Raw genomic sequence first — 23,564 nt, 5'->3', positions numbered from 1 at the left:
AAGAAACAATTATTGATCTCTTTAAAAGGAAACCAAATAACCCATGAAAAACGCAATCAGATTACTTATCCTAAGCTTCCTTTGTATAGCCTGTAAACAAAACAATCAAAGTAACCAGGCAACAACACAGCCTACCGCATCAGATTCATTAACCGCCGAATTAGAGGGTATTTGGAAAAACGGACAAATAAATGGGTTTGCAGTAGCCATGGTAGATCAAAACGGGGTCTTATACACCAAAGGCTTTGGATATGCCGACCGTGAAACAAAAAAGGAATACACTGAAAATACCATACAACATATTGCCTCCGTATCTAAAACATTAATTGGGATCGCTTTGATGAAAGCCAAAGAAATCGGTAAACTACAACTCGACGACCCAATTGAAAACTATCTACCCTTTCAGGTAATAAACCCAAATTATCCTGATAAAAAAATAACCATCAGGCATTTGGCAACCCATACTTCGGGTATAAACGATTCCGATCAGTACATGAACAAGGCCTGGATCCTGGAAAAAGATCAGGATTTAAGTAAGGTGAGTACCGATTATCCTTATCAGCAACTAAACCCACCCGAGGCCGATATGCCCATGGAAACGTTTTTAAAGGAATATCTAACCACCACCGGGGAATACTATCAAAATGATCATTACATTAATTTCAAACCGGGTGAACGCTATAATTACTCCAATATAGGCGCCACTTTATGCGCCTTGATTATAGAAAAAGCTACAGGGGAAGCCTTTGATACCTTTACACAAAAACATATTCTGGATCCATTACAAATGAACGATACAGGTTGGTCCCTGGCAGCTATTGATCGCTCTATGCACTCGCGATTGTACCGAAACGATAACACTGTATTGCCTTTCTATAAGGGGATTACCTATCCGGATGGGATGTTGATATCCTCAAGTAGCGATATGGCAAAGTACCTGTTGGAATTGGTGAAAGGATATAGCGGGGAGGGAACTTTACTCAAGAAGGAAAGTTATAAAGAGTTCTTTACAGAACAACTGGATGCACGTCATTTTAACGAACGAAATAGCAGTAATCCGTATAATGGAGATTATAGCCCTGCCATTTTTATCGGCCATAGTGCTAAAGGTTATGTCGGACACTCCGGGGGCGATGCAGGGGTCGGTACCTGGTTTTATTTCAATAAGGAAGATAAAACCGGAAGATACATCGTGATTAATACCGATATGGGGAATGATAACAGGGCTAAAGAATTAGAGTATTATGAGATTTGGGATACAATGAATGAATATTTTAACCGGCTAAGACCTTAAAACCAACCAAATGAACAACGAGAATAAGAGAAGAAACTTTCTGAAACAATGTGGCCTGACGGCAGTTCCCTTCATGATACCAGGCATAGGCATGAGCGCCTTACCCTTTGAAACCTGGACCGAAAATCAACCGACAAATAATCCCACAGCCGTTAATTTTATTTTTGATGGTTTGTCGCTCGACCCGAAGCAATACCTGAAAAAACTAACCACCATCAGCAATACCCATCCGATTGAACCAGATTTTTATGGAAATGGTGGAGCAACCAAAGCATTAGAGGAAGAATTTGCCAAAATAACCGGGAAAGAGAAAGCTATCTACCTGCCAACCGGCACCATGGCGAATCAACTGGCAATTAAATTGCTGAATGGAACCAATACGAAAGCAATGGTCCCTGAAAATTCACATGTTTTCAGAGATGAAGCCGATGCAGCCCAAAGCGTTCATGGGAAAAGGCTGATCCCGGTAGGGAAGGGGCAGTCAACTTTTAGCCTGGAAGATCTGAAAACGGAAATCTCCTACCTGGAGCACGAAGAGGTTTTTAAAAGCGGATTAGGAACCGTAGTGATCGAAAATCCTGTTAGAAGAGCCGATGGAAGGGTTGTTCCTATGGAAACCATTCAAGCAATAGCGTCCTATTGCAAGCAACAAGGCTATAAAATGCATCTCGATGGTGCCAGGCTACATATTGCTGCAGCATATACCGGAGTCTCCATAGCCGAATATGCAGCACAATTTGATACGGTGTATATATCCTTATACAAATACTTAAATGCCAGCGGAGGCGCCATACTCTGTGGAGATGCAGCCGTTATTGACCAGGTATCACATCAGGTGAAGATTCTTGGCGGAACCGTATTCCAAAGCTGGAATCAAACGGCCATGGCCTTGCATTACCTGAAGGGTATTGAAGAAAGGTGGCAACAGGTAATCAAAAGCACCCAAACCTTAATCACTGAGTTGAATACCATCGATGGGGTGAACATCAGCAGTCTTGATAAGGGAACCAATATCTATGACCTGCATTTGAGGAAGGATATCAATTTAAAAGACCTGGCTATGTATTTGTATAACGAGCATAATATCTGGCTGGGAAGAGCCAACGATCAAGGCATTGTGAAATTCACAGTCAACGAAAGCCTGCTCACCAGGAACCTGAACGATATTATCAATGCCTGGAAAAAGGGCGTAAAGTCAGTTCGAAAGGAGGGGTGAAGCGACCGCTTTATGAGTTTAGCTTGATTGAATCTGGGGATAAATGATCGAATAAAAATAGTTAGTACAATAGTTAGGAAGTTGTTAATGGTAAACTAATACGAATTAACTATGCGCCATTTCGTTCTAAATCATATGCAAAACTGCAATGGCATCTTACAATATGTTCAAACTACATTATTAGTGGCAGGCGAGGACTGTAACAAGATTCGAGTGCACATATTTTGCGCCTTAAGGGTGCCCAACCCTTAATAACTCCCCAATAGCCTTAAGTAAAAAACTCCCATTCAACAAATAACTTCAGCGAACATTTTAGTGTGTTTATTTGATATATCAAATAAATTGCTACTTTTGTTTGATATGTCAAATAAATATGAAGATAAATACACCTACCAATACAGTCTTATATGCTATTGAAGAAACCATTAAGGCATATCGCAAACTAAGCGCAAAAAACATATCAGAAGTGATTCCGGACATAACCGTCGACCAGGCACTCATATTGCTAATCTTAGATAAAAATACCGATCACACTCAGATGGAGTTGGCTGATTTAGTGTTTAAAGATTATGCCTCTATTACCCGGATATTGAAATTAATGGAGAAGAAGGGCTATTTAACAAAAACTATCGATGCTAAAGACAAAAGACGCTCAACATTAACAATTGCCGATAAGGGTAAAAAGGCCATTTCATTATTAGCCCCCGTTATATCCCTAAACAGGACTACAGCCTTAAACGGACTAACAGAATCGGAACGTATTCAATTATTTGAATTACTAAAAAAAATAACTAAAAACTGTACCAACTAAAATGAAAAACCTTTTTCTACCAATCATTGCTACCTTAATAATAGCATGTTCGAATGAACAACCCGTAACTTTCAGTGACAATCATATTACAGAAATTAATAATTACCTGGAGGCACTGGAAGGCTTCAGTGGCGCCGTATTAATAGCCAAGAACGATAGTATTTTGTATAAAAAGGCATTTGGTTATGCCCATATAGGACATCAGGTAAAAAATAATATAAACACCAAATTTTCATATGCATCCGTTGGGAAGTCATTTACCGCCGTAGCAATATTCCAACTCATAGAAGCCGGAAAACTATCATTGGATGATCCGATCGGAAAATTTTTTCCGGACTACCCGAATGAAGAGGCGAGAGAAGCTATTACGATTAGGCTATTATTATCACATCGAAGCGGGTTAACCAATTATTTTCGCTCTGAGAAGTTTATTAATACCTCTAAAGAACAATTCAGAACTTTAAAGAGTATTGCCCCTTTATATGAAAATGAACCATTAGAATTCAGGCCAAATGAGCAGTTTGCATACAGAAACACAAACTATATCATGCTTGGCAGAATAATAGAAGCGGTTACACAAATGCCATATACTAACTATATAGAAGATCATATTTTTTCGGTTGCAAAAATGAAGAACACAGGCAATTTTGATGCTGATCATCCAACGCCTAACGCAGCCGAACATTATACCTTGTCTGATGTCTATCCAAATAAACTTCAAAAGACCTTATTTATGAGTGGGGTGAAGGGGAGTCCTGCCGGTGGCGGCAGATCCACAATAGATGATCTTTTCAATTTTGCGACTTCATTTAAACACAATCAATTACTTTCAGCGACTTATACAGATCTTATGAAAAAAGAACCGGAAAGCGGTTCATATGGATATGGTATGCAGTTTTCAGGAGGTAAAGGATCAGGGGTTTATGGCCATAGCGGAGGCCACTTTGGAGTAGGTGCAGAATGGCGAATTTTCGGAAAACAAGATTATACGGTAGTTCTTTTAACCAATAAAGACCTCGGAGAAGGCTTCTTAGACGCTCGATTCTTTATAGAAAAAACAATTTCAGGAGCTACACCTAAGCTGGAGAGCTATTTCTTTACTAAAGATGTCATCAATGCGTATTTAAAGGACGGTATAACTACTGCAGAAAAACTTATAGCAGCCTCTGAGATTGATCTATCAGAATTAGATATTAATTCCAAAGGTTATGAAATGATAAACAGGGGATTCTATAAAAAAGCAATTGATTTGTTTAAATTGGAGGTATATGCCTTCCCTGATTCGTATGATGCCTATGATTCACTCGCAGAAGCTTATATGATGAATGGAGATACGGAAAAGGCGATTGAATATTACGAAAAGAGCCTGGAGCTCAACCCTGAAAACAACAACGCTAAAGAAAAACTTAAGACCTTATCAGTGAGTTGATTTTAGCTTTCAATATTTAAATTAATGCTCCAACCTGTTTAGTAGTCAATACATTAAATGGTATCCTATAAACAATTGGAGCATTCTTTTTATGATATAATTTTATTAAGATGTTTGCTGCCATAGGTCAAAGCATTTCGAAGTACCGATATTATAATTGAAATTATTATAAATTTACACTCATATCATAAAATCATGAGCCATCCGTGAGTGTATTATCCGGTTTTTTAGATCGCTTATTTTTATTATTTGGCAGTATAGGGGTAGTGTTGTCCCTGACCGCCGGAGTGGTGCTGGTTAATAAATCCCGATCAGCGATCAAATCAGGGCAAAATGCGATATGGAACATTTTCCTGGCCGTTTATCTGCTGACCTTTGGAATTCGGATGGCCAAGTCGCTGTTTCATTATTATTACACCATCAATTCCGCTATTCATACCCTCTTTTTAAGCCTCTTTTTTGCCATCGGGCCTTCGCTTTGGTTATATACCCTTACCATCAGTCAACCAGCTAAAAAATTTCGCCCGGCAGCATTGTATGTTCATTACCTGGCACTGCTGTTAGCCGTTCTACTGATTGCGGTTATCCCGGAGTACGGAACCCCAAATGCCTGGATGTTTTATCTTACTTTGTTTGTACACGGATTTATATACTGCATTTATACCCTGTTTTGGATCCGGATAAACAAAGACATATATACAAAGGATGAAAAGGGAAAGAAACTCAAAAACTGGCTTTTACTCCTTAATACCGCTACCTTGGTGATATGGAGCAATGCCGTAGGTATCTATTTTGGAGTTATACCGTTTTATCCCGGTAGTGCCCTTGTGTTTACCATGGTCATGATCGTTTTGATTTCCTATATGTTGAAGCATTTGTGGCTCTTATATCCACTGCCTCAGAAGTATAAGGGTTCAGAACTGACTCCCTCTTTTATATCGACACATGAAAAGCAACTCGAACAGCTCATGGATGAAGAAAAATTGTTTCTACACCAGGAGCTGACTCTTCAAAAGCTAAGTGAACGGATGAAAATAACCTCCAAACAGTTATCACAACTCATCAATCAGACTGCGGATAAAAATTACTCACTCTATATCTCCGAACTTCGCGTACAAGAAGCCATTGCTCTCATGAAAAATGAGAAATACAAGGATTATAAAATCGCAGCCATAGCCTATGAAAGTGGCTTCAATAGTATCTCCTCTTTTAATGCCGTTTTTAAAAAGATTACCGGGCAGACTCCCGTAGCATACCGAAATTCGCTCCCCGAAGCAACCAATTAGTATTCCAGAATCATGATCTAAGTAGTTTTTATGGACAGTGAAACAGATTTTTGCATAAAATTTACAATTCACACCTATGATCTTACAGTTGATAATTTACTTCTTTATCGTACAAATCATTCATTCAATAAGCACCACAAGGCTTTATAAACTGGCGGGATATCACTGGTGGTATGCCGTGATTCCCGTTTATAATGCCATTGTATTAATGAAAATAATAAAACGTCCCCGGTGGTGGGTGCTATTGCTATTCCTCCCGGTCATTAACCTGATCATGTTTCCCGTTATTTGGGTAGAAACCATCAGGAGTTTTGGTAAAGTCAAAACGATCGACACCTGTCTGGTTTTAGGTACCCTCGGATGTTACATTACCTATCTAAACTATAATTCAGCTTCATTGATATATCGATCCGATAGGAGCCTGAAACCCGACACAGGGACAGGGGAGTGGGTGAGTTCAGTTTTATTTGCTGTGATAGCAGCAACCATCGTTCATACCTATGTTGTGCAACCCTTTGTCATTCCAACATCATCCATGGAAAAATCGATGTTAGTGGGAGACTTTTTATTTGTTAGTAAGGTTCATTACGGAGCCAGAACGCCAATTACTGCACTCGCATTACCAATGGTTCATGATACCATTCCCATCCTTAAAACCAAATCGTATGTTTTTAGTGACGACCCAGCAGAAAAGCAATCGACGTGGCTGAATATGTTTCAAATGCCTTATTTCAGATTGCCAGGCCTTCAGGACATAAAAAGGAATGATATCGTGGTTTTTAACCAGCCAGCTGATACACTCAGGGATATGAACAATTTTCATCCCGACCGTAGTTACCTTAAACCTATTGATAAAAAAACAAATCTTGTAAAACGCTGCGTAGGCCTGCCGGGAGATACCTTAAGCCTTCATAATGGGTATGTTTATATAAACGGAGCTAAAACGGATAACGAATTGGAAAACAAATTACAATTTTCGTATATCGTACAAACCAACGGAAGTACCCTTTCTAAAAACTATATGTATGATCGTTTTGGGGTCACGGACGATTACGGAGCCATAAAACCCGGTTTTTATTATTTTAAATCCCTGACCAGGGGAACAGTTGAAAGACTTCGTAAAAACCCGAACATAGTGGAAATAAAGAGGATTGTAGCCGACGATAAAGCAGCGGCAGAGCCTGTATTCCCGAATCATTCGGCCTATACTAATACAGTAGACCAATGGGCACCAATCTATATTCCCGAAAAGGGACAACAAATCAAGATTGATCCCCGGACATTACCACTTTACAAACGCATTATAACAACGTACGAAAACAATACGTTGAAGGTCATCGGCAACGCTATTTATATTAACGGAATAAAGAAAGATACATATACCTTTAAACAAGATTATTACTGGATGATGGGTGATAACAGACATAACTCCATCGATTCACGGTTTTGGGGTTTCGTACCCTTCGATCATGTGGTAGGGAAGCCGGTATTAACCTGGTTAAGCTGGGATAAAGAAGGGAAGAAAATACGATGGGAACGAATCTTTACGACTGTAAATAAAAAGGGAGAACAACAGTCGTATGCCTGGATCCCGGGACTTCTGCTATCTGGTTATATTCTTTTTTACCTGTCACAGAAACGAAGTTTAAAAAAGTCACGAAAACAATAGAATGATGTAGACCATTAGGTTAAGTGTTAGGTGGGTTTAGGATTGGAAAGAAGTGTATAATTTAAAGATCTGCTAAACCTGTTCAATAAATACCTGGAGCTTTGGCAAACCTGCGTTTCATTTATGAAGTGAAGGAAATGCTGCTTTTGGGGCTATCGATAAGGACACTGAACCATAAAAATGAAATAGAATATCGTAGTGGAGTAACATTATACCATTTCACTCGTCCTATTAATATGCAACAACTACAGCAGGGAACGTATTACGGATTTCATAGACAAGAACTTAACTTCAATCAATTTCTGATTACAGATACGAAGTATACCCATGATAAGGTAGATTGGCATTTTCATGAAAATCCATACTTTACCTTTTTATTACAGGGTAAATTATATGAAGAAAATAGAAAAGACTCCTATTATTTAGAGCCGGGGAGTTTATTATTCCATAATTGGCAAGATGCACATTACAATATAAAACCCCCGGAATATACAAGAGGCTTTCATATTGAACTAACCAAAGATTGGTTTACCAACTTCGATATTTCTTTATTGAAGATAGAAGGTAGTTTGCACCTCGAAAATCCATTTATAAAACAAAACATCTCTAAAATATTTTTTGAGACCAAAAAGGTAGATGAGTTTTCAAAGACGAGCATTGAACTACTGTTATTAAACACAATAGATACCCTAGAACATGCCGTTAATAAACAAAATGAAAAGCAACCAAAGTGGACACAAAAGATTTTGGAAATCATTCATGAACAACCGGCCCTTTGTATATCACTTACCGATTTGGCTTTAGAATTGAACATTCATCCGGTGCATTTATTCAGGCAATTTCCTAAATATTTTAATTCTTCCTTGGGTAATTATATAAAAACGATAAAACTCAATAAGGCTTTATTTCTGATAATGAATAAGGAAAGATCTATGACTGAAGTAGCCCTTGAATCAGGCTTTTATGATCAAAGTCATTTCACAAATTCCTTCAAACAAATCTATAATACAACGCCTTTGGCCTTTCGAAAAAAACTGGAGGATGTTAATTTCTTACAATTTTAAAACGATAAGTATGGTGTTCTTTGTTTAAAATTTAAAATATGAATTTTATAAAACCATTCCATATCATTATCGTCGGACTAGTTATTGCTTGTGGTATTTTTAAAGAAGCCGCGGTTGCCCCGATGCAATTTTTAAATAACGATACCAGGAAAACCTCCGAAAAGCCTGTATTTGTAGAAGACTTTACCCTCCATAGCGATAAGTACCTGTCGATAGCATTTAAGCTGGAGAAACCATTATTAGAAAGCCTTAAAGCACTAGCGCCGAAGCTGTCACAAGAAGAATTACTTGACAAAGGAAATTTTCAGTTTTCCTTTTTTGTCGATAATCAGCTTATTTATCAGGAGAATTTAAATAAAGGAGCAGGAACCATAGATGCTAAAATCACACAACTTGAATATACCATTCTTTTAATCTACCCGGAAAGATTGGACTTTTGGGGATGGTTTATGTGGTTGCGATTTATGAAAATGGGAGGAGGCCGAGATGCTTTGGATACGGGAAGGCATAAATTGACTATTGAAGTAAAGCCCTATGTGAAAGATGACACATTAATGGTTGGAGAATCTTTAGCGAAGGGCAGTCTTACTATGAATGTAGAAGAGTTGCCATACGATAAAAGTCTAGTACCCATTCAGGAAATAGCACCAAAAAGCGGCTGGAAAATTTCGAATGATACGTTTAATAAACAGAAAATAACAGCCTTGAATAAAAAAATTGCTCAAGGTAGATTTGAGCATATCAATGGAATTGTGGTTGTAAAAAATGGTGAATTGTTAATTGAACAATACTTTAATAACTCCCATAGAGACAGTTTACACGATCCGAGGTCTGTGGGGAAAACGATAGCTTCCACCATTACAGGAATTGCTATAGAAGAAGGATATATAAAAGATGAAAATGCAACCCTTAACGGGTTTTACAATCTAAAAGCATATCAAAATTACACCCCTAAAAAAGACAGTGTTACCATAAAGTCATTATTAACGATGAGTTCCGGCTTTATTGGAGATGATGAGGATTATAGTAATATAGGAAATGAAGAATTGATGTACCCTACAGATAATTGGGTTGAATTTGCTTTGGATTTACCCATGAGTTCGAGTGAAATAGGAGCGAAGTATCGTTACTTTACAGCGGGAGTGGTAGTACTGGGAGATATTTTACACCAGGCAGTTCCGCATGGGTTGGAAAAATATGCTGATGATAAATTATTCCATCCTTTGGGAATTACCAATTACAAATGGGAATATACCCCACAAAAGGTGCCTAATACCGCCGGGGGTATACGATTACGAGCAATAGATTTTGCTAAATATGGACAGTTGTATAAAAATGGGGGAGCATGGCATGGGAAACAAATACTATCTAAGGAATGGGTAGAAAAAAGCTTATCAAAACAAATCAAGCAACCCTATGGCGATGAAACTTATTATGGCTATTTGTTTTGGAATAAAACCTATACGGTGAACGGGAAAAGGTATGAAGTATCGTATTGCTCAGGAAATGGAGGAAACAAAATCTTTGTTTTTAAAGACATCCCTGTTGTCATTATCATCACAGCTTCAGGCTACGGCTTACCCTATATGCATGCTGATATTGATAAAATCATTACAGACTATGTGTTACCTGTGATTCTTTAGGTTTAATGGAATTTTAAGGGGTAGAGTGATGATGTTTTAAGAGGTTACTAGAATTTATCAAGGACCAAGGATTGCTTAAAGGTTCTTATGCGTTTTGTTGGAAGTGGCCTTTAAAAACATAGATGCGATTTTGTTCATAGTGTTAAGCGTTAGGTTGGATTGCTGAGCTGCAGAATCTTTAAAAATTTATACTCTAAAAGTTTCTTAACGATTTTAATGAAATCGAAGCATTCACGAGCTCCTTTTATTGGAATAGGAGTGAAGCGAGTAAACACAGTTTATGTCGAATCTAGAGTATCAAGATACACGAATACCTGTTTATTTAAATGGTAAATAATGAGTATACAATGATAGGAGAGTAGTATAATGTGTGTGGAATGGGATTATTATTTCTAATTCTCAATCAATTACGGTATTCCGTAAATAACTTCTTGTTAATTTTTTCTATATTTGAGAGACAGGTTTTTGAGTTACAAATTCTCCTTAAACACTATCTCAAACTAATACTGTTTTATAGTTTTTTATTATAAGGCACAACTATTTATGAATGAAAATTCAGAAGATCAAAATTGAAAATTATAGACTTTTAAAAATTTTTTCAATTGATTTAGAAGAAATAATGACTTTAGTAATTGGAAAAAACAATACAGAAAAGACTTCACTATTAACAATTGTAAATAGTTTTCTAAATGGTTCCGATAAGAGTAGGTTTTCATTTGATGATTTCAATATCGATTTTAAAAATGAATTAAGAGTCTTAATTGAAAGCGTAATATGAGATAAATAAAATACAAAGTGACTTATTGTCATATTTGTACTATTTATTGAAATTATTTGTCAGTTATTTAAATCAAAAATTACTATTTATAAAACGGCACAACTCTTGATTTAATAATATTTTAACAATTTAAAATTTGTATTTATGAGTGAACCAACCAAAAAACCAATCTACATTTCCAGTTCTCCATCTGGAGAAGATCTATTTGAAGGAAAATCACATGAAAAAATATCAAATACAATTTTTGAGTTAATAAAAAACAAGGCTCTACCAAACAATGTTATTGGAATTGAAGGAAAATGGGGTTCAGGTAAATCAAATGTTGTTAGTATTTTAAATAATAAATTTGGCGAAATAAAATCAGATTATTTCTTTTTTACATACGATGCTTGGGGTCACCAAGAAGATTTAACAAGAAGAACTTTTCTTGAAGAATTAATTACATCTTTGAAATTTGAAAAGAAATTTAAAGGAAGTGTTGACTGGACAAATGAGTTGAATAAATTACTTGCTAAAAAGTCTACAAAGAATACAACTAAATTTCCAAAAATTAAGTTTTATTGGATTCTAATAATGGCTTCAATTCTATTGTTTTCTTTTTTTAATGTATTGTACGATGATTTTTTATTAAAAAATGATTTATTCCCTAAACACACTCTACCAAATTTAAAATTATTTTTATCAAAGTATCTATTGCCAATTATAGTTTTTGTTTGGGGCTTAATTGAATTAAGAAAAGAGTATAAAGCCTTTGATAAAAAAGATCAGACAAAAGACTACGATTATAAGGAAAGGCTTAAAAGATTATTATACATTTTTAGTGGGTCAGATTTGGAATCCGAAGAATTAGAACATACACTCGAAAACGAGCCAACAGTAAAAAGTTTTAAAGAATATTTTGAGAATATTACTTCCGACTTGAAATCTGATGGTCTTGTTATTGTTTTTGACAACATGGATAGGCTTACAAAAAGCGATAAAGTTTTATCACTTTGGTCTTCAATTCATACTTTTTTTGCGGAAGAGAAGGTAGACAATGTTTGGGTTATAATACCTTATGACAAAGGACATTTAGCAAAACATTTTGATGATGATAATCATAATAAAGTAGATAATTTCATTGGTAAAACTTTTTCAACAATTTTTAGAATTTCACCACCAGTGTTATCAGATTGGAAAAAATTCTTTGAATTGAAATTTAAAGAAGCTTTTGATGATATTATAAATGATAATGACATAGAATTAATATCTTCTTTATATGAACTAATAACTGATGTAAATAATAAAAGACCAAGAGATATTATAACTTTTATTAATAATCTTGTTTCCCTTTATTTACAACACAATAGTACAATTGATATCAAGTATTTGGCTTTATTCTTATTGCGAAAAAAGGAAATATTAGAAAATCCATTGATATCTATAGCTAATAAACATTTTTTAAAAGAAGAATCACATATGTTCAGAAATGAAGCTGAATTAGAAGAGAATTTAGCTGCTATTGTGTACAATGTAGATAAAGAAAAATCAAGCGAAGTGTTATTAACCAATAACATTGATGATATATTTTTAAAGGCAAATATTGAGGCTCTTAAAGAAGTAAAAAAGCATAGTGAATTTAAAGTTTACTTTGCGAATACTGTTAACAAAAGTAATTTCTCCAACTCAAGACCTGAAAATACTGCTAAAATATTTGATGAAGTTAAAGATGTTATATCAGCACAAGCATTAAAATCTTATTGGGAAAGATTTGCTAATAATTTAGACAGAAGACCAAAAGAAGAATTTATTGAACTTTTAGAATGGCACAAAAGTATAATCAAAAATACTTCCAGAAAAACTTCAAAATCTTTAGCAGATAAAATAGTATATAACTCAAAAAGTGAATTTGAAAAATCTTCAAATAGTTCCAAATATTATTCAACTCTGCATGATTTATTAGTTTTTCTTAATAACGAAAACAAAAAGCTTAAACCATTAATAGAAAAAGTAAGATTTACACCAAAAGATTTTGTCCACTATATAGATGATATGAGCAATGTTTTCAAAGAAGGTGAATGTACTTTTGACGATTTAAAGATTTTTACTGATTCTGATGAATTAAACAAATACTTTATTGATCATGAGAATGGTTTTGTCGAAGAACTACACAAATTTGTGCATGTTATTAGATATTTAAAAACTAATGCCAAATCATATAAATTTAAGAATATACAAGATAAAGTAGATTCAGAATTAAATTCGATTGCTTATACTGATGCTAAAAAGATCTCTAAATTGATTGAAATTAACAAGGTTCTAAATGAAAAAGCAAGTTTGAAATTAATTCCAGAGGCAATTGGAACCAACTATTTGAATCATCATGGTACCAATACAGATGAACCATTTATTGATATAATATCTAATCAGATAGCTCATTTAATGACAGTCGCTCCTCGTAGTACAGTATTAACAAATGAGCTGAATAAATTAGATAATGCAAGAAAAATAGCAGAGGTTATTCAGTATTATATTTCCTATGGTGATTTACTTAAAGTTGTTATTGAAAAGGGGAGAAATTATCCTCTTGTAGACGAAATCATAAAAATATTAACAACTGATTATTTTGGTTTTACTCAATCTTTAAACTCAAAATGGGTTTTCGAAAATCTTGATAAAATAAGAACAAAGTTTTTTGAAGAAAACTTTACACTATTCTTGACTCAATTTGATAGATGGGACGATAAATTTGACATAAAGGATATTCCTGAAGTGTTTGAATTAAGACAGGATATTTTAAAAGAAACTTTTGATAATAATAATCATGAGTTCTCTTCAATCAAACTAATACATAGTCAAATCTTAAGTGAATTCAGAGAGGCATCAAAGGAAGATTGGTTAAACAATTTCAATACAGAATCTAATTTTAATTTTGCCTTCATTGGGCTTGTAAATAGTAATTTATTAGATAAGAAAATTACTAAAAGTAAAGATTTTATGGAGGCTTATGACGAATATTTAACCTCTATTGCTAAAAATGAAGAATCAATACCTGCTAATGAGGAATTTTGGAATAATTTGCTTAATGCAAACTATTTAGATAAGAGGAAGCTAAACAGAATATATGACGATTTGTTAGACCTACTCATTGATTATCCAGAATTAAATGTAGAGCAAATAAAATTCTTTGCACTTGGTATATTCGAATTTTCGGCCATTCCTCCAACTAAAGCAGATAGTGTTTGTAGAAAAATAATTCTTCATTTGAATGATGATGATAAAATATTTTATCAAATTTTGGAAGCTCATGGAGAAAAAATCATTCAAATTATAAACTCGTCACAGGGAAGATATAATCAAGACTTATCAGAAATGTTTGGTCAAAAGTTAGATGATGAAAGTATAGATAAGGCATTAATTGAAAGCATATTTGATAAAACGAAATTAGAAATCCCTATAAAAGATTCTCAAGACAATGGAGAAGTAACGACCTCATAAAACTTTGGGTAAAACAATAGGGGGCAGAACGTTTAAAATTAGTCCTGTGGACTAATTTAGTGAATGAGCCAGCTGGCGCGAGGGGTTTATAACTTCAAATGATATTTAGCTAAAATTGTACACTGTACATTTCCTTAACGCTAAATAGTCTAAAATATAGCGTAACGAACCGTTAATTGTTTCCAAAGTTTTATGCAGCCTTGATTTTTTGTTTAGCTCACGCATTAATATTTTATTGAAGTTCATGAATCTCCTAAAGTCGATTTGGCTAAAAAAGGAGGTAAAATAATTGATCCGGTACATATCATAAATCATAAAAAGGTTTATACAGGATTTCTAAACTAATAGCATTTCCAGTTACATTATAACTAAATAATTAGTTGAACACTAATGTCGTAAAAAAAGGAAATAGAAGCATCCCAATCAACTTTTCAAGTCAATTTTGGCCGATATTGTACTTTTTTGCCGCCATGTATAAATGGGTATGAAACCGTATAAAAGTTTTAGTAAGCATCATTTTACATCAATTTTCAAGCTTTAATAAGGCCTGTTTTAAGCATACCAAAGGCATATCAAAGGCATACCAAAGGCATGGTTAAAGTATGGATAAAGTATGAGCAGGTCTAAAAAGGATGGTTTTTGTTTAAATTCTTTCCAACAAGAAACAAGATTATTACAGCATCACCATAAATCACAAATTGTCGGTCAACAACCAAAATCATTTTCTCAATACCAATTCCAATAAAACAGACCCTCATATAATTCGCGTATTTGAAAATTTTACGGGCAAAGTATCGAATACGATAATTATGAGAAGTATTAAATAATGGTGTTTTTTAAGAAAGCTTTAAATTGATATACAAGAACCACAATTTGTTTTTGAAACCAGGACCAATTTACTTTTACAAAATTATGAACCGTATAAAACATTGACGTGTTATTATAGCTAACGACAATAATAAATACTAATATCACTGGAGTGAAGCAAATAGACTTTTACATAATTACGATCGATACTAAACACGAGCGTGTTGCTATAGCTGCATTGATGTAATATACAAGTATCCGTCAATTTGCTCTATAGATATAAATGAACTATAATTTATATTATGTAAAATAGAATATTTAGAAATAAACCCACAAACTACTCCAATGGTACTTTATGGGTTTTCTAATGCTTTATTATTCCATGATCATTTCAAAGGTTCCCTTCGTTAAGAATACCGTATTCGATTCAAATACTTCCGGGTTTACAATTTCAACATAACCATTCGATGTTTTCCCAATTTTAATACCTACTTGTTTAAAGGTCGTTTCATTGATACGTACCAATCCATAATGATCGTTATCTATAGAAACCACAGCCTCTTCTGGTAAAGCATTCAAAGTATCTTTAGCTGTTACTATAGCCACTTCTACATACATGCCAGGCGCAAAATGATCTGCGGCTTCATCGTCCTTAAGATCTATATACACACTCGCCGTACGGTCGTGTTCATCTATAGCCTTATTGATAAGCTTAACGGTTCCATGGTAACTTCCCTCGTTACCGTTCTGAACCTTAAATACCACTGGCTGACCTGCTTTTAATTGCGGTAAATTCTTTTCAAAAACCTGGGTTTTTATCTGTAAATGCTTTGTATCAGTGATACTCAACGCCATATCCGAAGGATTCAGATAAGCGCCTTTCTGAGTGTTTATCTTGGTAATATGGCCTTCTATAGGTGCTATTACTGCTATGGTTGAACGTAGATTCGACGCACTCAACGTATTCGGGTTAATGTTCATAAGCCATAACTGCTTTTTTAATGATTCGTATTGCGCCTTGATAACACTATAATCAGCTTCTGCCTTTAATAGATTTTTTTCTGAAGTGATCTGATCTTTCATCAATTCCTGCTGCCTTTTGTATTCCGCATCTAAATACCTTAGCTGGCCTTTTGCCTCCAAATATCGTTGCTGAACCCTGATATAATCCGGATTTTCAAGGGTAAATAATACTTGTCCCTTACGCACCTGGTCTCCGGGCAATAACGATAGTTCTTTTACATAACCTGAGAAATACGGACTTACAGAAGCTTTACGCTCCGGTGGAACCGTAAAAACCCCGTTTGCCTTAACGGTTTGATCGAAAGCTGTTGGCTTAATTGTACCTACTTGCATCTGCGCAGCTTTAAATTGATTCTCCGTTATAACAATGTGATCCGAATTGGAAGTATCGGGGATATTGATAGCCTGTTCCCTAAGGTCCTTCCCTCCTTCTGAATTACAGGAAGTGAACAGCAAGCCTGACAGGCTTAAAAACATCACTGATCGGAATATGTATATAGTAATCTTCATGGTATAATGACTTATTATTCGGTTATATAGTTTAATTCAAGTACTGTTTTGTTATAGTTGAAAAGACTTTCAAGACGCCTGATCTCAATATCACGGGCATTTTCCAGTAGTTGTACATACTGTAAAAAATCGATTTCACCACTTTTATAGGCTTTAGATGCACTCAGTGTGAGCTGATCTCCCATTTTTTTACCGGTTTCTTGGTAATAAGAGAGCACATGATCATACTTTTCTAAATCGGCATGCAGCTTTTCACTGCGCGATTCCAGGCGTACCTGGTAGTCCTGAATCTGGTGATCGGTCATAGCCCTTCTGGCTTTTGCTGCTTTTATCTTCGATCGCTGATTGAAAAACCAAAGCGGTACGGTAAGTCCGGCCTGAAAACCTCTGTAGGTCTTAGCACCCGCCATACTGTTGGTTCCCTGGAATAATGATACCTCGATATCCGGAAGAAATTGCTGCTTTTCTATCGATAACTCAAGCTCTGATAAGGCTTGCTTTTCACGAAAATAAGTCAATCCCGGGTGATTAATCGTATCGATCTCCTTATAATCCAATCGATCCAGATTCGTTTGCTGTACCGTTATAACCTCTTCAGCTTGCAATAACCGCCTTAATTCCAACAAAGACTTGTCGTAATCTTTTTGACTCTGCGTTAATGCGATGGCTACTTCCTTTTGTTTGGTTTCTGCAGTGAGTTTCTCCAGCATATTAGTGGCTCCTAATTCGAATTTCCTGCTTGCTGCCTTTGAAAAAGCTTTATACAAACTATCGAGGTATTTGTACTGATGGGTCAGTTGCTGCTGATATACCACGCTTAAATAAGCTATGGAGACCTCTTTTTTCAGGGTGCGCTCCTGCATATTATAAACCTGTAAAGCCATGGCCGTTTCCTGTTTCAGTACTTTACTTCGGGTACCGTAAATAGTCGGAAACCTGAACTGCTGAGTTACCCCATATACTCTTAAGGCTTCCCCGTTTTCGGCAATATTATTTTCATCGTACTGGTAATACACCTGTGGTTTCTCCAGGTTAAAAGTACTACCCTCCAATTCTTCCGATTGTTGTACCTCTTGCCTGGCTGCTTGTATTCCATGATTGTTCTCTATGGCAATTTCAATGGCTTCCGGTAAGCTAATCGCTTTTTCCTGGGCCATACCAACCACCGGTAAGATGAATATGAGCAAGGTAGCAAGCTGCTTTCTTTTAAAAGGCTTGATAGGCTTTTTACTATCAAACCAGGCGTACAATACCGGAAGTACAATTAAAGTCAGCAACGTTGCCGTTACCAGTCCACCAACAACCACCGTGGCCAGCGGACGTTGCACTTCGGCTCCTGCAGAACTGGAAATAGCCATTGGCAAGAATCCTAATGCTGCCGCAGATGCTGTTAATAATACCGGACGTAATCGGTTTCTGGTTCCGGTTAATATACGTTTATGAATATTCGTCATCCCGTGGGCTTTTAATTCTTTAAATTCTTCGATAAGCACAATCCCATTTAATACCGCTATTCCAAACAAGGCAATGAATCCTACTCCTGCCGAAATACTAAAGGGCATGCCGCGTAAGTATAGCAATAAGACCCCTCCGATTGCAGATAAGGGAATCGCACTGTAAATCATCAAGGCTTCCTTAACGGAGTTAAAAGCAAAATAGAGCAAGACGAATATGAGAATTAATGCGATTGGAACCGCTACTTTAAGACGTTGCGAAGCTGCTTGCAGGTTTTCGAATTGTCCGCCGTAACTAATCGTATATCCCGGCGGTAGATGTACCTGGTCCTCTATAATCTTCTGGACATCATTCACCACTGATTCCAGATCGCGATTACGGACATTGATACCCACTACGATACGGCGCTTCGTATTGTCTCTTGAGATCTTGGCTGGACCCTTGGTATATGTTATATCAGCAAACTCACTCAAAGGCAGTGAACGTCCGTCGGGCAATGTTATGGAAGCTGTTTCCAAATGCTGAATATCGCTGCGATGCTGTTGATCGAATCTCACCACCAGGTCGAACTGCTTTTCTCCTTCAAATACGGTTCCGGCACTGGCACCTGCAAATCCCATGGTGACAATCCTGTTCAGATCTTCGATATTTAATCCGTATTTGGCAATCTTTTGCCTGTTGTAGGTTACCGACATTTGAGGCAACCCGGCTATTTTTTCCACCGAAATATCAGCAGCACCCTCTACATGTTCGATAGCCTTTTGAATTTCAAGTCCCTTTTTATAAAGGATATCCAAATCCTCTCCAAATACCTTAATGGCTACATCGGCACGAACCCCCGTAATCAACTCATTAAATCGCATTTCAATAGGTTGGGTAAATTCATAATCTACGCCCGGGAGCTGTTGGGTTAAGGCTTCTTTAAACTTATCAGCTAATTCATCCTTTGTTTCAGCAGATGTCCAGTCCCCCTTGGGTTTTAATTTGATCATGACATCACTTTCTTCCATCGACATCGGATCTGTTGGAACTTCAGCGGCTCCAATCCTGGTAACCACCTGATCAACTTCCGGGAAGGTCTTTAATACCTGCTCCATCTTCGTAGTCGCCTCTATGGTGCGGCTTAGTGAAGTACCGGTTTTTAACACGGGTTGAATTACAAAATCACCTTCATCAAGGGTTGGTACAAACTCCCCTCCCATTCTGGAATACAACCAGGCCGTTCCTACCAGTAAGCTAACGGCCAAAGCGATCACGAGTTTTCGCTTTTTTAAGGCCCAGGTAATAACCGGACGGTAGCTATTCTCCAACCAGGTGATAAGTCTTCTCGAAATAGTCTTCTTATTAGGGTCGCCCGGCTTAATAAATACCGATGCCATAACAGGTACATAAGTAAAACACAGCAACATGGCTCCTATAAGGGCAAAACAAAATACCAATGCCATCGGTTTAAACATTTTACCTTCCACATTGGTTAGTGAAAGTATAGGAATGAACACGATGATAATGATGAGTTGTCCGAAAACCGCCGAATTCATCATTTTTGTAGCCCCCTGAAAAGTAATCTTATCTATGAGCTTTTGTCGTTCTACCTTGGGTAATTGTAATAGCTGGTTACGCTGACTGGTAATGCGGAATGCGATGAACTCCACAATAATAACCGATCCGTCTACGATAATACCAAAATCGATGGCTCCAAGACTCATCAGGTTCGCATCCACCCCAAAAATATACATCAATGAAAGTGCAAACAATAAACACAATGGAATAACGGACGCTACCACCAGCCCCGACCGGAAGTTCCCTAGAAGCAGGACTACCACAAATATGACAATTAAACACCCCAGAATAAGGTTTTCCGCTATGGTGAATGTAGTTTTAGCGATGAGTTCACTACGCTCCAGAAAGGCATTGATTTTAACTCCTTCCGGCAGACTTTTTTGTAGTTCTGCTACCCGTGCTTTAACAGCTTTAATAACTTCATTCGAATCAGCACCTTTTAACATCATTACCTGTCCAAGCACCTTTTCTCCTTCCCCGTTTCCGGTGATGGCTCCAAATCGGTTGGCATGACCAAAGCCCACCGTAGCCACGTCTTTAATGTATACAGGAACGCCATTGCGGTTGGTAACTACGATGTTTTCTATATCAGGAATATTGTTTACCAACCCTTCCCCTCTAACAAAATAAGCCTGGTTCACTTTTTCTATATACCCACCACCGGCAACACTATTATTGGCCTTAAGGGCATCATAGACCTCAAATACAGAAACGTTCATAGCCCTTAACCGCTCCGGGTTAATCGCTACTTCGTATTGTTTCAGATAGCCTCCCCAGGTATTTACTTCAACCACCCCAGGAATTCCTGAAAGCTGTCGCTTAACAATCCAGTCCTGAATGGTTCTCAAATCAGATAAAGAATAGTTGTCTTTAAACTCCGGATCGACATCAATAACATATTGATATATTTCCCCTAATCCGGTGGTAATTGGCCCCATAAAGGGAGTTCCAAATCCTTCCGGGATTTTCTCCTCGGCATTTTTTATTTTTTCGGCAATGAGCTGTCGTGGTAAATAGGTACCAACCTTATCGTCAAACACAATGGTTACTACCGACAAACCGAATTTAGAAATGGACCGGATTTCTTTAACCCCGGGTAAATTGGTCATCTCTAACTCCACCGGATACGTCAGAAACTTTTCTACATCCTCCGTAGCGAGGTTCTTCGAGGTAGTAATCACCTGAACCTGGTTGTTGGTGATATCAGGTACCGCTCCAATAGGAATATGAGATAGTGCATACAATCCATAACCTACTATTCCCGCAGTAAAAAGGAATACAATAAGCTTATGGCGAATACTGTACTGAATAATCTTTTCTAGCATATTAATCTTTATAATTGATAAAGACCAAATGTAGGTTTGCTATCTAAAGCTATTCTAAGTACTTTCTTAAGATTCGCTTAAAATACAATGGTGAATTTAGTGCCCTTATTTAACTCACTTTCTATGTGAACCCGGGCATGAATGGCATCTGCTGCCTTTTTAACAATTGATAACCCCAGACCGTTGCCTTTAATGTTTCTATGAGCCAGGGCATCAGATCTGAAGAATGAATTAAAGAGTTTATTCATATCCTCTTTTTTAATACCAATACCGCCGTCTTCTACAGTACAAACAATAACCTGCTCATTCCTTTCAATCCCAATCTTAATGCGTCCTTCATGATGCGAGTATTTTATAGCGTTGTGTATAACGTTCTCCATGATGAGCATGGTGTAATACTGCGGGGTATTTAAATGGGTCTCCACATCATAATCTGTTTTAATCTGTATGTGTTTTTCTTCGATAAGCTCCTTATGACGTGCAAGAATTTCGTCAATAACCACCGGCAGACTTACCTCCATTCCTGCATCGAGACTCTTACCTGAATCTACTCGAGCCAATAATAACAGTTGATCGATAGTTTCTGACATTCGGTTAATTTCCTGCAATCCATAACCAATCTTATCTATATACTCCTCCGGTGTGCGCTGTTTACGGATAAGGACTTCGAGGGTACCCTTTAAGCCAGCTAAAGGCGTTCTAAGTTCGTGGGAAGCATCTGAGGTAAATTGACGTTCACGTTCCAAAGCATTTTCAATGCGCTGCAATAATTCATTAAAGTTGGAAGACAAATCATAAAGTTCATCCTTACGTTGGGGCAAATTAACCCGTTCATTCAGATTGTTTTTGGTGATCCGTTTAGTGGTATTCGAAATCTCAGATACAGGAAGAATACTGCGACCGGCAAGATACCTGGAAATAAAATAAAGGCCGATTAAAACAGTTAAAAACGAAAAAATAAGCACGTTCTTAAGCTTGAGAATTACCATTTTAGAAGATTCTAGCGACATGGCAGCTAGAATATACCCCTTGGTTTCCCCCTGCTGTTCTATAGGGATCTGTACCTGTCGAATCGCCTGGTTGTGAAGTTCGGCATTAATATGATCCCTGCTGGAAGCATGACTTCGGTAGGCAAGACTTTCATGTTTCAGATTGGGAGATTTATCCATCAATTTCCCATCCTTATCAATAATTTGAAGAAAAACAGGGTTTACCTGTACTTCTCGGTGTTCTTTCTCTTCCCACTCTAATTTATTGATGAATTTAAGACTATCACCTACAACCACAATCTCATCTGTGTGCCGATGGGCTTCATACGCTAAATCACTGTCTAAATTGCGGTATACGGTACTTCTTACGATGAAGAATATAACACTAAATATAATCAGCATAATCGCTGCTGTAGCGATCATATAGTGTAAGGCAATTCTATTTTTAAAACTTAAATTCATTTCTCCAGGGCTATATAACCCACCCCTCGTACGGTTTGTATATAATTTTCTTTGTCGGTCAGGTTAAGCTTTTTCCTAAGGGCATTAATATAAACATCGATGACGCCCGTATTGTATTGAAAGTGGATATCCCAAACGTTTTCAATGATTTTGGTACGTGTGCATACTTTCCCCTTGTTTCGAAGCAAATAGGCCAACAAAGCAAATTCTTTTTGGGTTAGAATGATCTCCTGATCTTCCCGGAAAACCCGATGCGTGTCTTTATTCAACGTAATCGGACCAATTTCATATATGGAATTTTCACCTACGGAATTACGGAGCTGAACCTTTACACGCTCTAAAAGTTCTTCAAAATGAAAAGGCTTTTTGATGTAGTCATTTGCTCCTGCCTGCAACCCAAACACGGTTTCACTAACCGTATCTTTAGCTGTTAAAAAGATGATTGGGGTGTCTTTAGATTTTTTACGAAAACGGCGACAAATCTCGATTCCACTCATTCCCGGTAACATCCAGTCGAGTAAAAGTAAATCATATTCGCCCGTAAGCGCCAGTTCCAGCCCTGTATCCCCTTCTTCGGCTACGTCTACCGTATAGAGCTCCTCTTCAAGGCCCTGCTTGAGGAAATTGGCTATCCCGGGTTCATCTTCAACTATTAAAATACGCATCATACAAAAGAACTACAAATCGAAAAAATAATCAATTCACGATCCTTAAGATTTGCTTAATTTTTAATTCCTGATTCTGAAAAGATTAATATCCTGGTTTT

The 23,564-nt window shown here is 36.7% G+C and carries 14 protein-coding genes; 10 read left to right on the top strand and 4 right to left on the bottom strand.

The features are described from left to right. The first annotated feature begins 43 nt into the window (after positions 1–43). The 10 genes from BM361_RS12845 (at position 44) to BM361_RS12800 (ending at position 14,667) form a co-directional block, all read left to right on the top strand. Positions 44–1,294 carry a serine hydrolase domain-containing protein gene (locus BM361_RS12845; RefSeq protein WP_074979308.1) on the top strand — a complete coding sequence of 417 codons (1,251 nt, stop codon included), beginning with the start codon at positions 44–46 and terminating at the stop codon, positions 1,292–1,294. 10 nt (positions 1,295–1,304) lie between these two features. Then, the gene (locus BM361_RS12840) at positions 1,305–2,510 is read left to right on the top strand and encodes a threonine aldolase family protein (RefSeq protein WP_074979306.1); all 1,206 of its coding nucleotides are present in this window, start codon (positions 1,305–1,307) and stop codon (positions 2,508–2,510) included. Between the two features lie 373 nt (positions 2,511–2,883). Next, positions 2,884–3,321 carry a MarR family winged helix-turn-helix transcriptional regulator gene (locus tag BM361_RS12835; protein ID WP_074979304.1) on the top strand — a complete coding sequence of 146 codons (438 nt, stop codon included), beginning with the start codon at positions 2,884–2,886 and terminating at the stop codon, positions 3,319–3,321. A gap of 1 nt (position 3,322) precedes the next feature. Further along, positions 3,323–4,750: a serine hydrolase gene (locus tag BM361_RS12830; RefSeq protein WP_074979302.1), complete on the top strand. Its 1,428-nt coding sequence runs from the start codon at positions 3,323–3,325 to the stop codon at positions 4,748–4,750. A 206-nt stretch (positions 4,751–4,956) separates the two neighbouring features. Then, a complete protein-coding gene (locus tag BM361_RS12825) occupies positions 4,957–6,036 on the top strand; it encodes a helix-turn-helix domain-containing protein (protein ID WP_074979301.1) in 1,080 nt (359 codons plus the stop codon). Positions 6,037–6,112: 76 nt separating this feature from the next. Beyond that, entirely contained in the window at positions 6,113–7,705 is a 1,593-nt protein-coding gene (gene lepB, locus BM361_RS12820; protein ID WP_074979299.1) for a signal peptidase I, read from the top strand. Positions 7,706–7,806: 101 nt separating this feature from the next. Continuing rightward, positions 7,807–8,769 (top strand): helix-turn-helix domain-containing protein, encoded by a 963-nt coding sequence (locus BM361_RS12815; RefSeq protein WP_254785828.1) that lies wholly within the window; start codon positions 7,807–7,809, stop codon positions 8,767–8,769. 38 nt (positions 8,770–8,807) lie between these two features. Continuing rightward, positions 8,808–10,412, top strand: coding sequence for a serine hydrolase domain-containing protein (locus BM361_RS12810; RefSeq protein WP_074979297.1), 1,605 nt, complete (start codon positions 8,808–8,810; stop codon positions 10,410–10,412). Between the two features lie 547 nt (positions 10,413–10,959). Further along, positions 10,960–11,190, top strand: coding sequence for an AAA family ATPase (locus BM361_RS12805; RefSeq protein WP_074979295.1), 231 nt, complete (start codon positions 10,960–10,962; stop codon positions 11,188–11,190). A gap of 144 nt (positions 11,191–11,334) precedes the next feature. Next, positions 11,335–14,667 carry a P-loop NTPase fold protein gene (locus BM361_RS12800; RefSeq protein ID WP_074979293.1) on the top strand — a complete coding sequence of 1,111 codons (3,333 nt, stop codon included), beginning with the start codon at positions 11,335–11,337 and terminating at the stop codon, positions 14,665–14,667. Positions 14,668–15,849: 1,182 nt separating this feature from the next. Here BM361_RS12800 and BM361_RS12795 read toward each other — a convergent pair. The 4 genes from BM361_RS12795 to BM361_RS12780 all read right to left on the bottom strand — a co-directional run bounded on the left by BM361_RS12795 (position 15,850) and on the right by BM361_RS12780 (position 23,463). Continuing rightward, complete coding sequence (locus BM361_RS12795) at positions 15,850–17,007, bottom strand: efflux RND transporter periplasmic adaptor subunit (protein ID WP_074979291.1); 1,158 nt, start codon at positions 17,005–17,007, stop codon at positions 15,850–15,852. A 14-nt stretch (positions 17,008–17,021) separates the two neighbouring features. Further along, the gene (locus tag BM361_RS12790; RefSeq protein WP_074979289.1) at positions 17,022–21,347 is read right to left on the bottom strand and encodes a CusA/CzcA family heavy metal efflux RND transporter; all 4,326 of its coding nucleotides are present in this window, start codon (positions 21,345–21,347) and stop codon (positions 17,022–17,024) included. Positions 21,348–21,424: 77 nt separating this feature from the next. Beyond that, a complete protein-coding gene (locus BM361_RS12785; protein WP_074979287.1) occupies positions 21,425–22,798 on the bottom strand; it encodes a sensor histidine kinase in 1,374 nt (457 codons plus the stop codon). Then, positions 22,795–23,463 carry a response regulator transcription factor gene (locus BM361_RS12780; protein ID WP_038263734.1) on the bottom strand — a complete coding sequence of 223 codons (669 nt, stop codon included), beginning with the start codon at positions 23,461–23,463 and terminating at the stop codon, positions 22,795–22,797. Before BM361_RS12780 ends, BM361_RS12785 begins: the two co-directional genes overlap by 4 nt. Positions 23,464–23,564 lie beyond the last annotated feature (101 nt).

This window comes from Zhouia amylolytica, assembly GCF_900116365.1.
Lineage (GTDB): Bacteria > Bacteroidota > Bacteroidia > Flavobacteriales > Flavobacteriaceae > Zhouia > Zhouia amylolytica.
The sequence above is the reverse complement of the archived record's forward strand: the minus strand, read 5'-3'. Positions and strand labels throughout refer to the sequence as shown.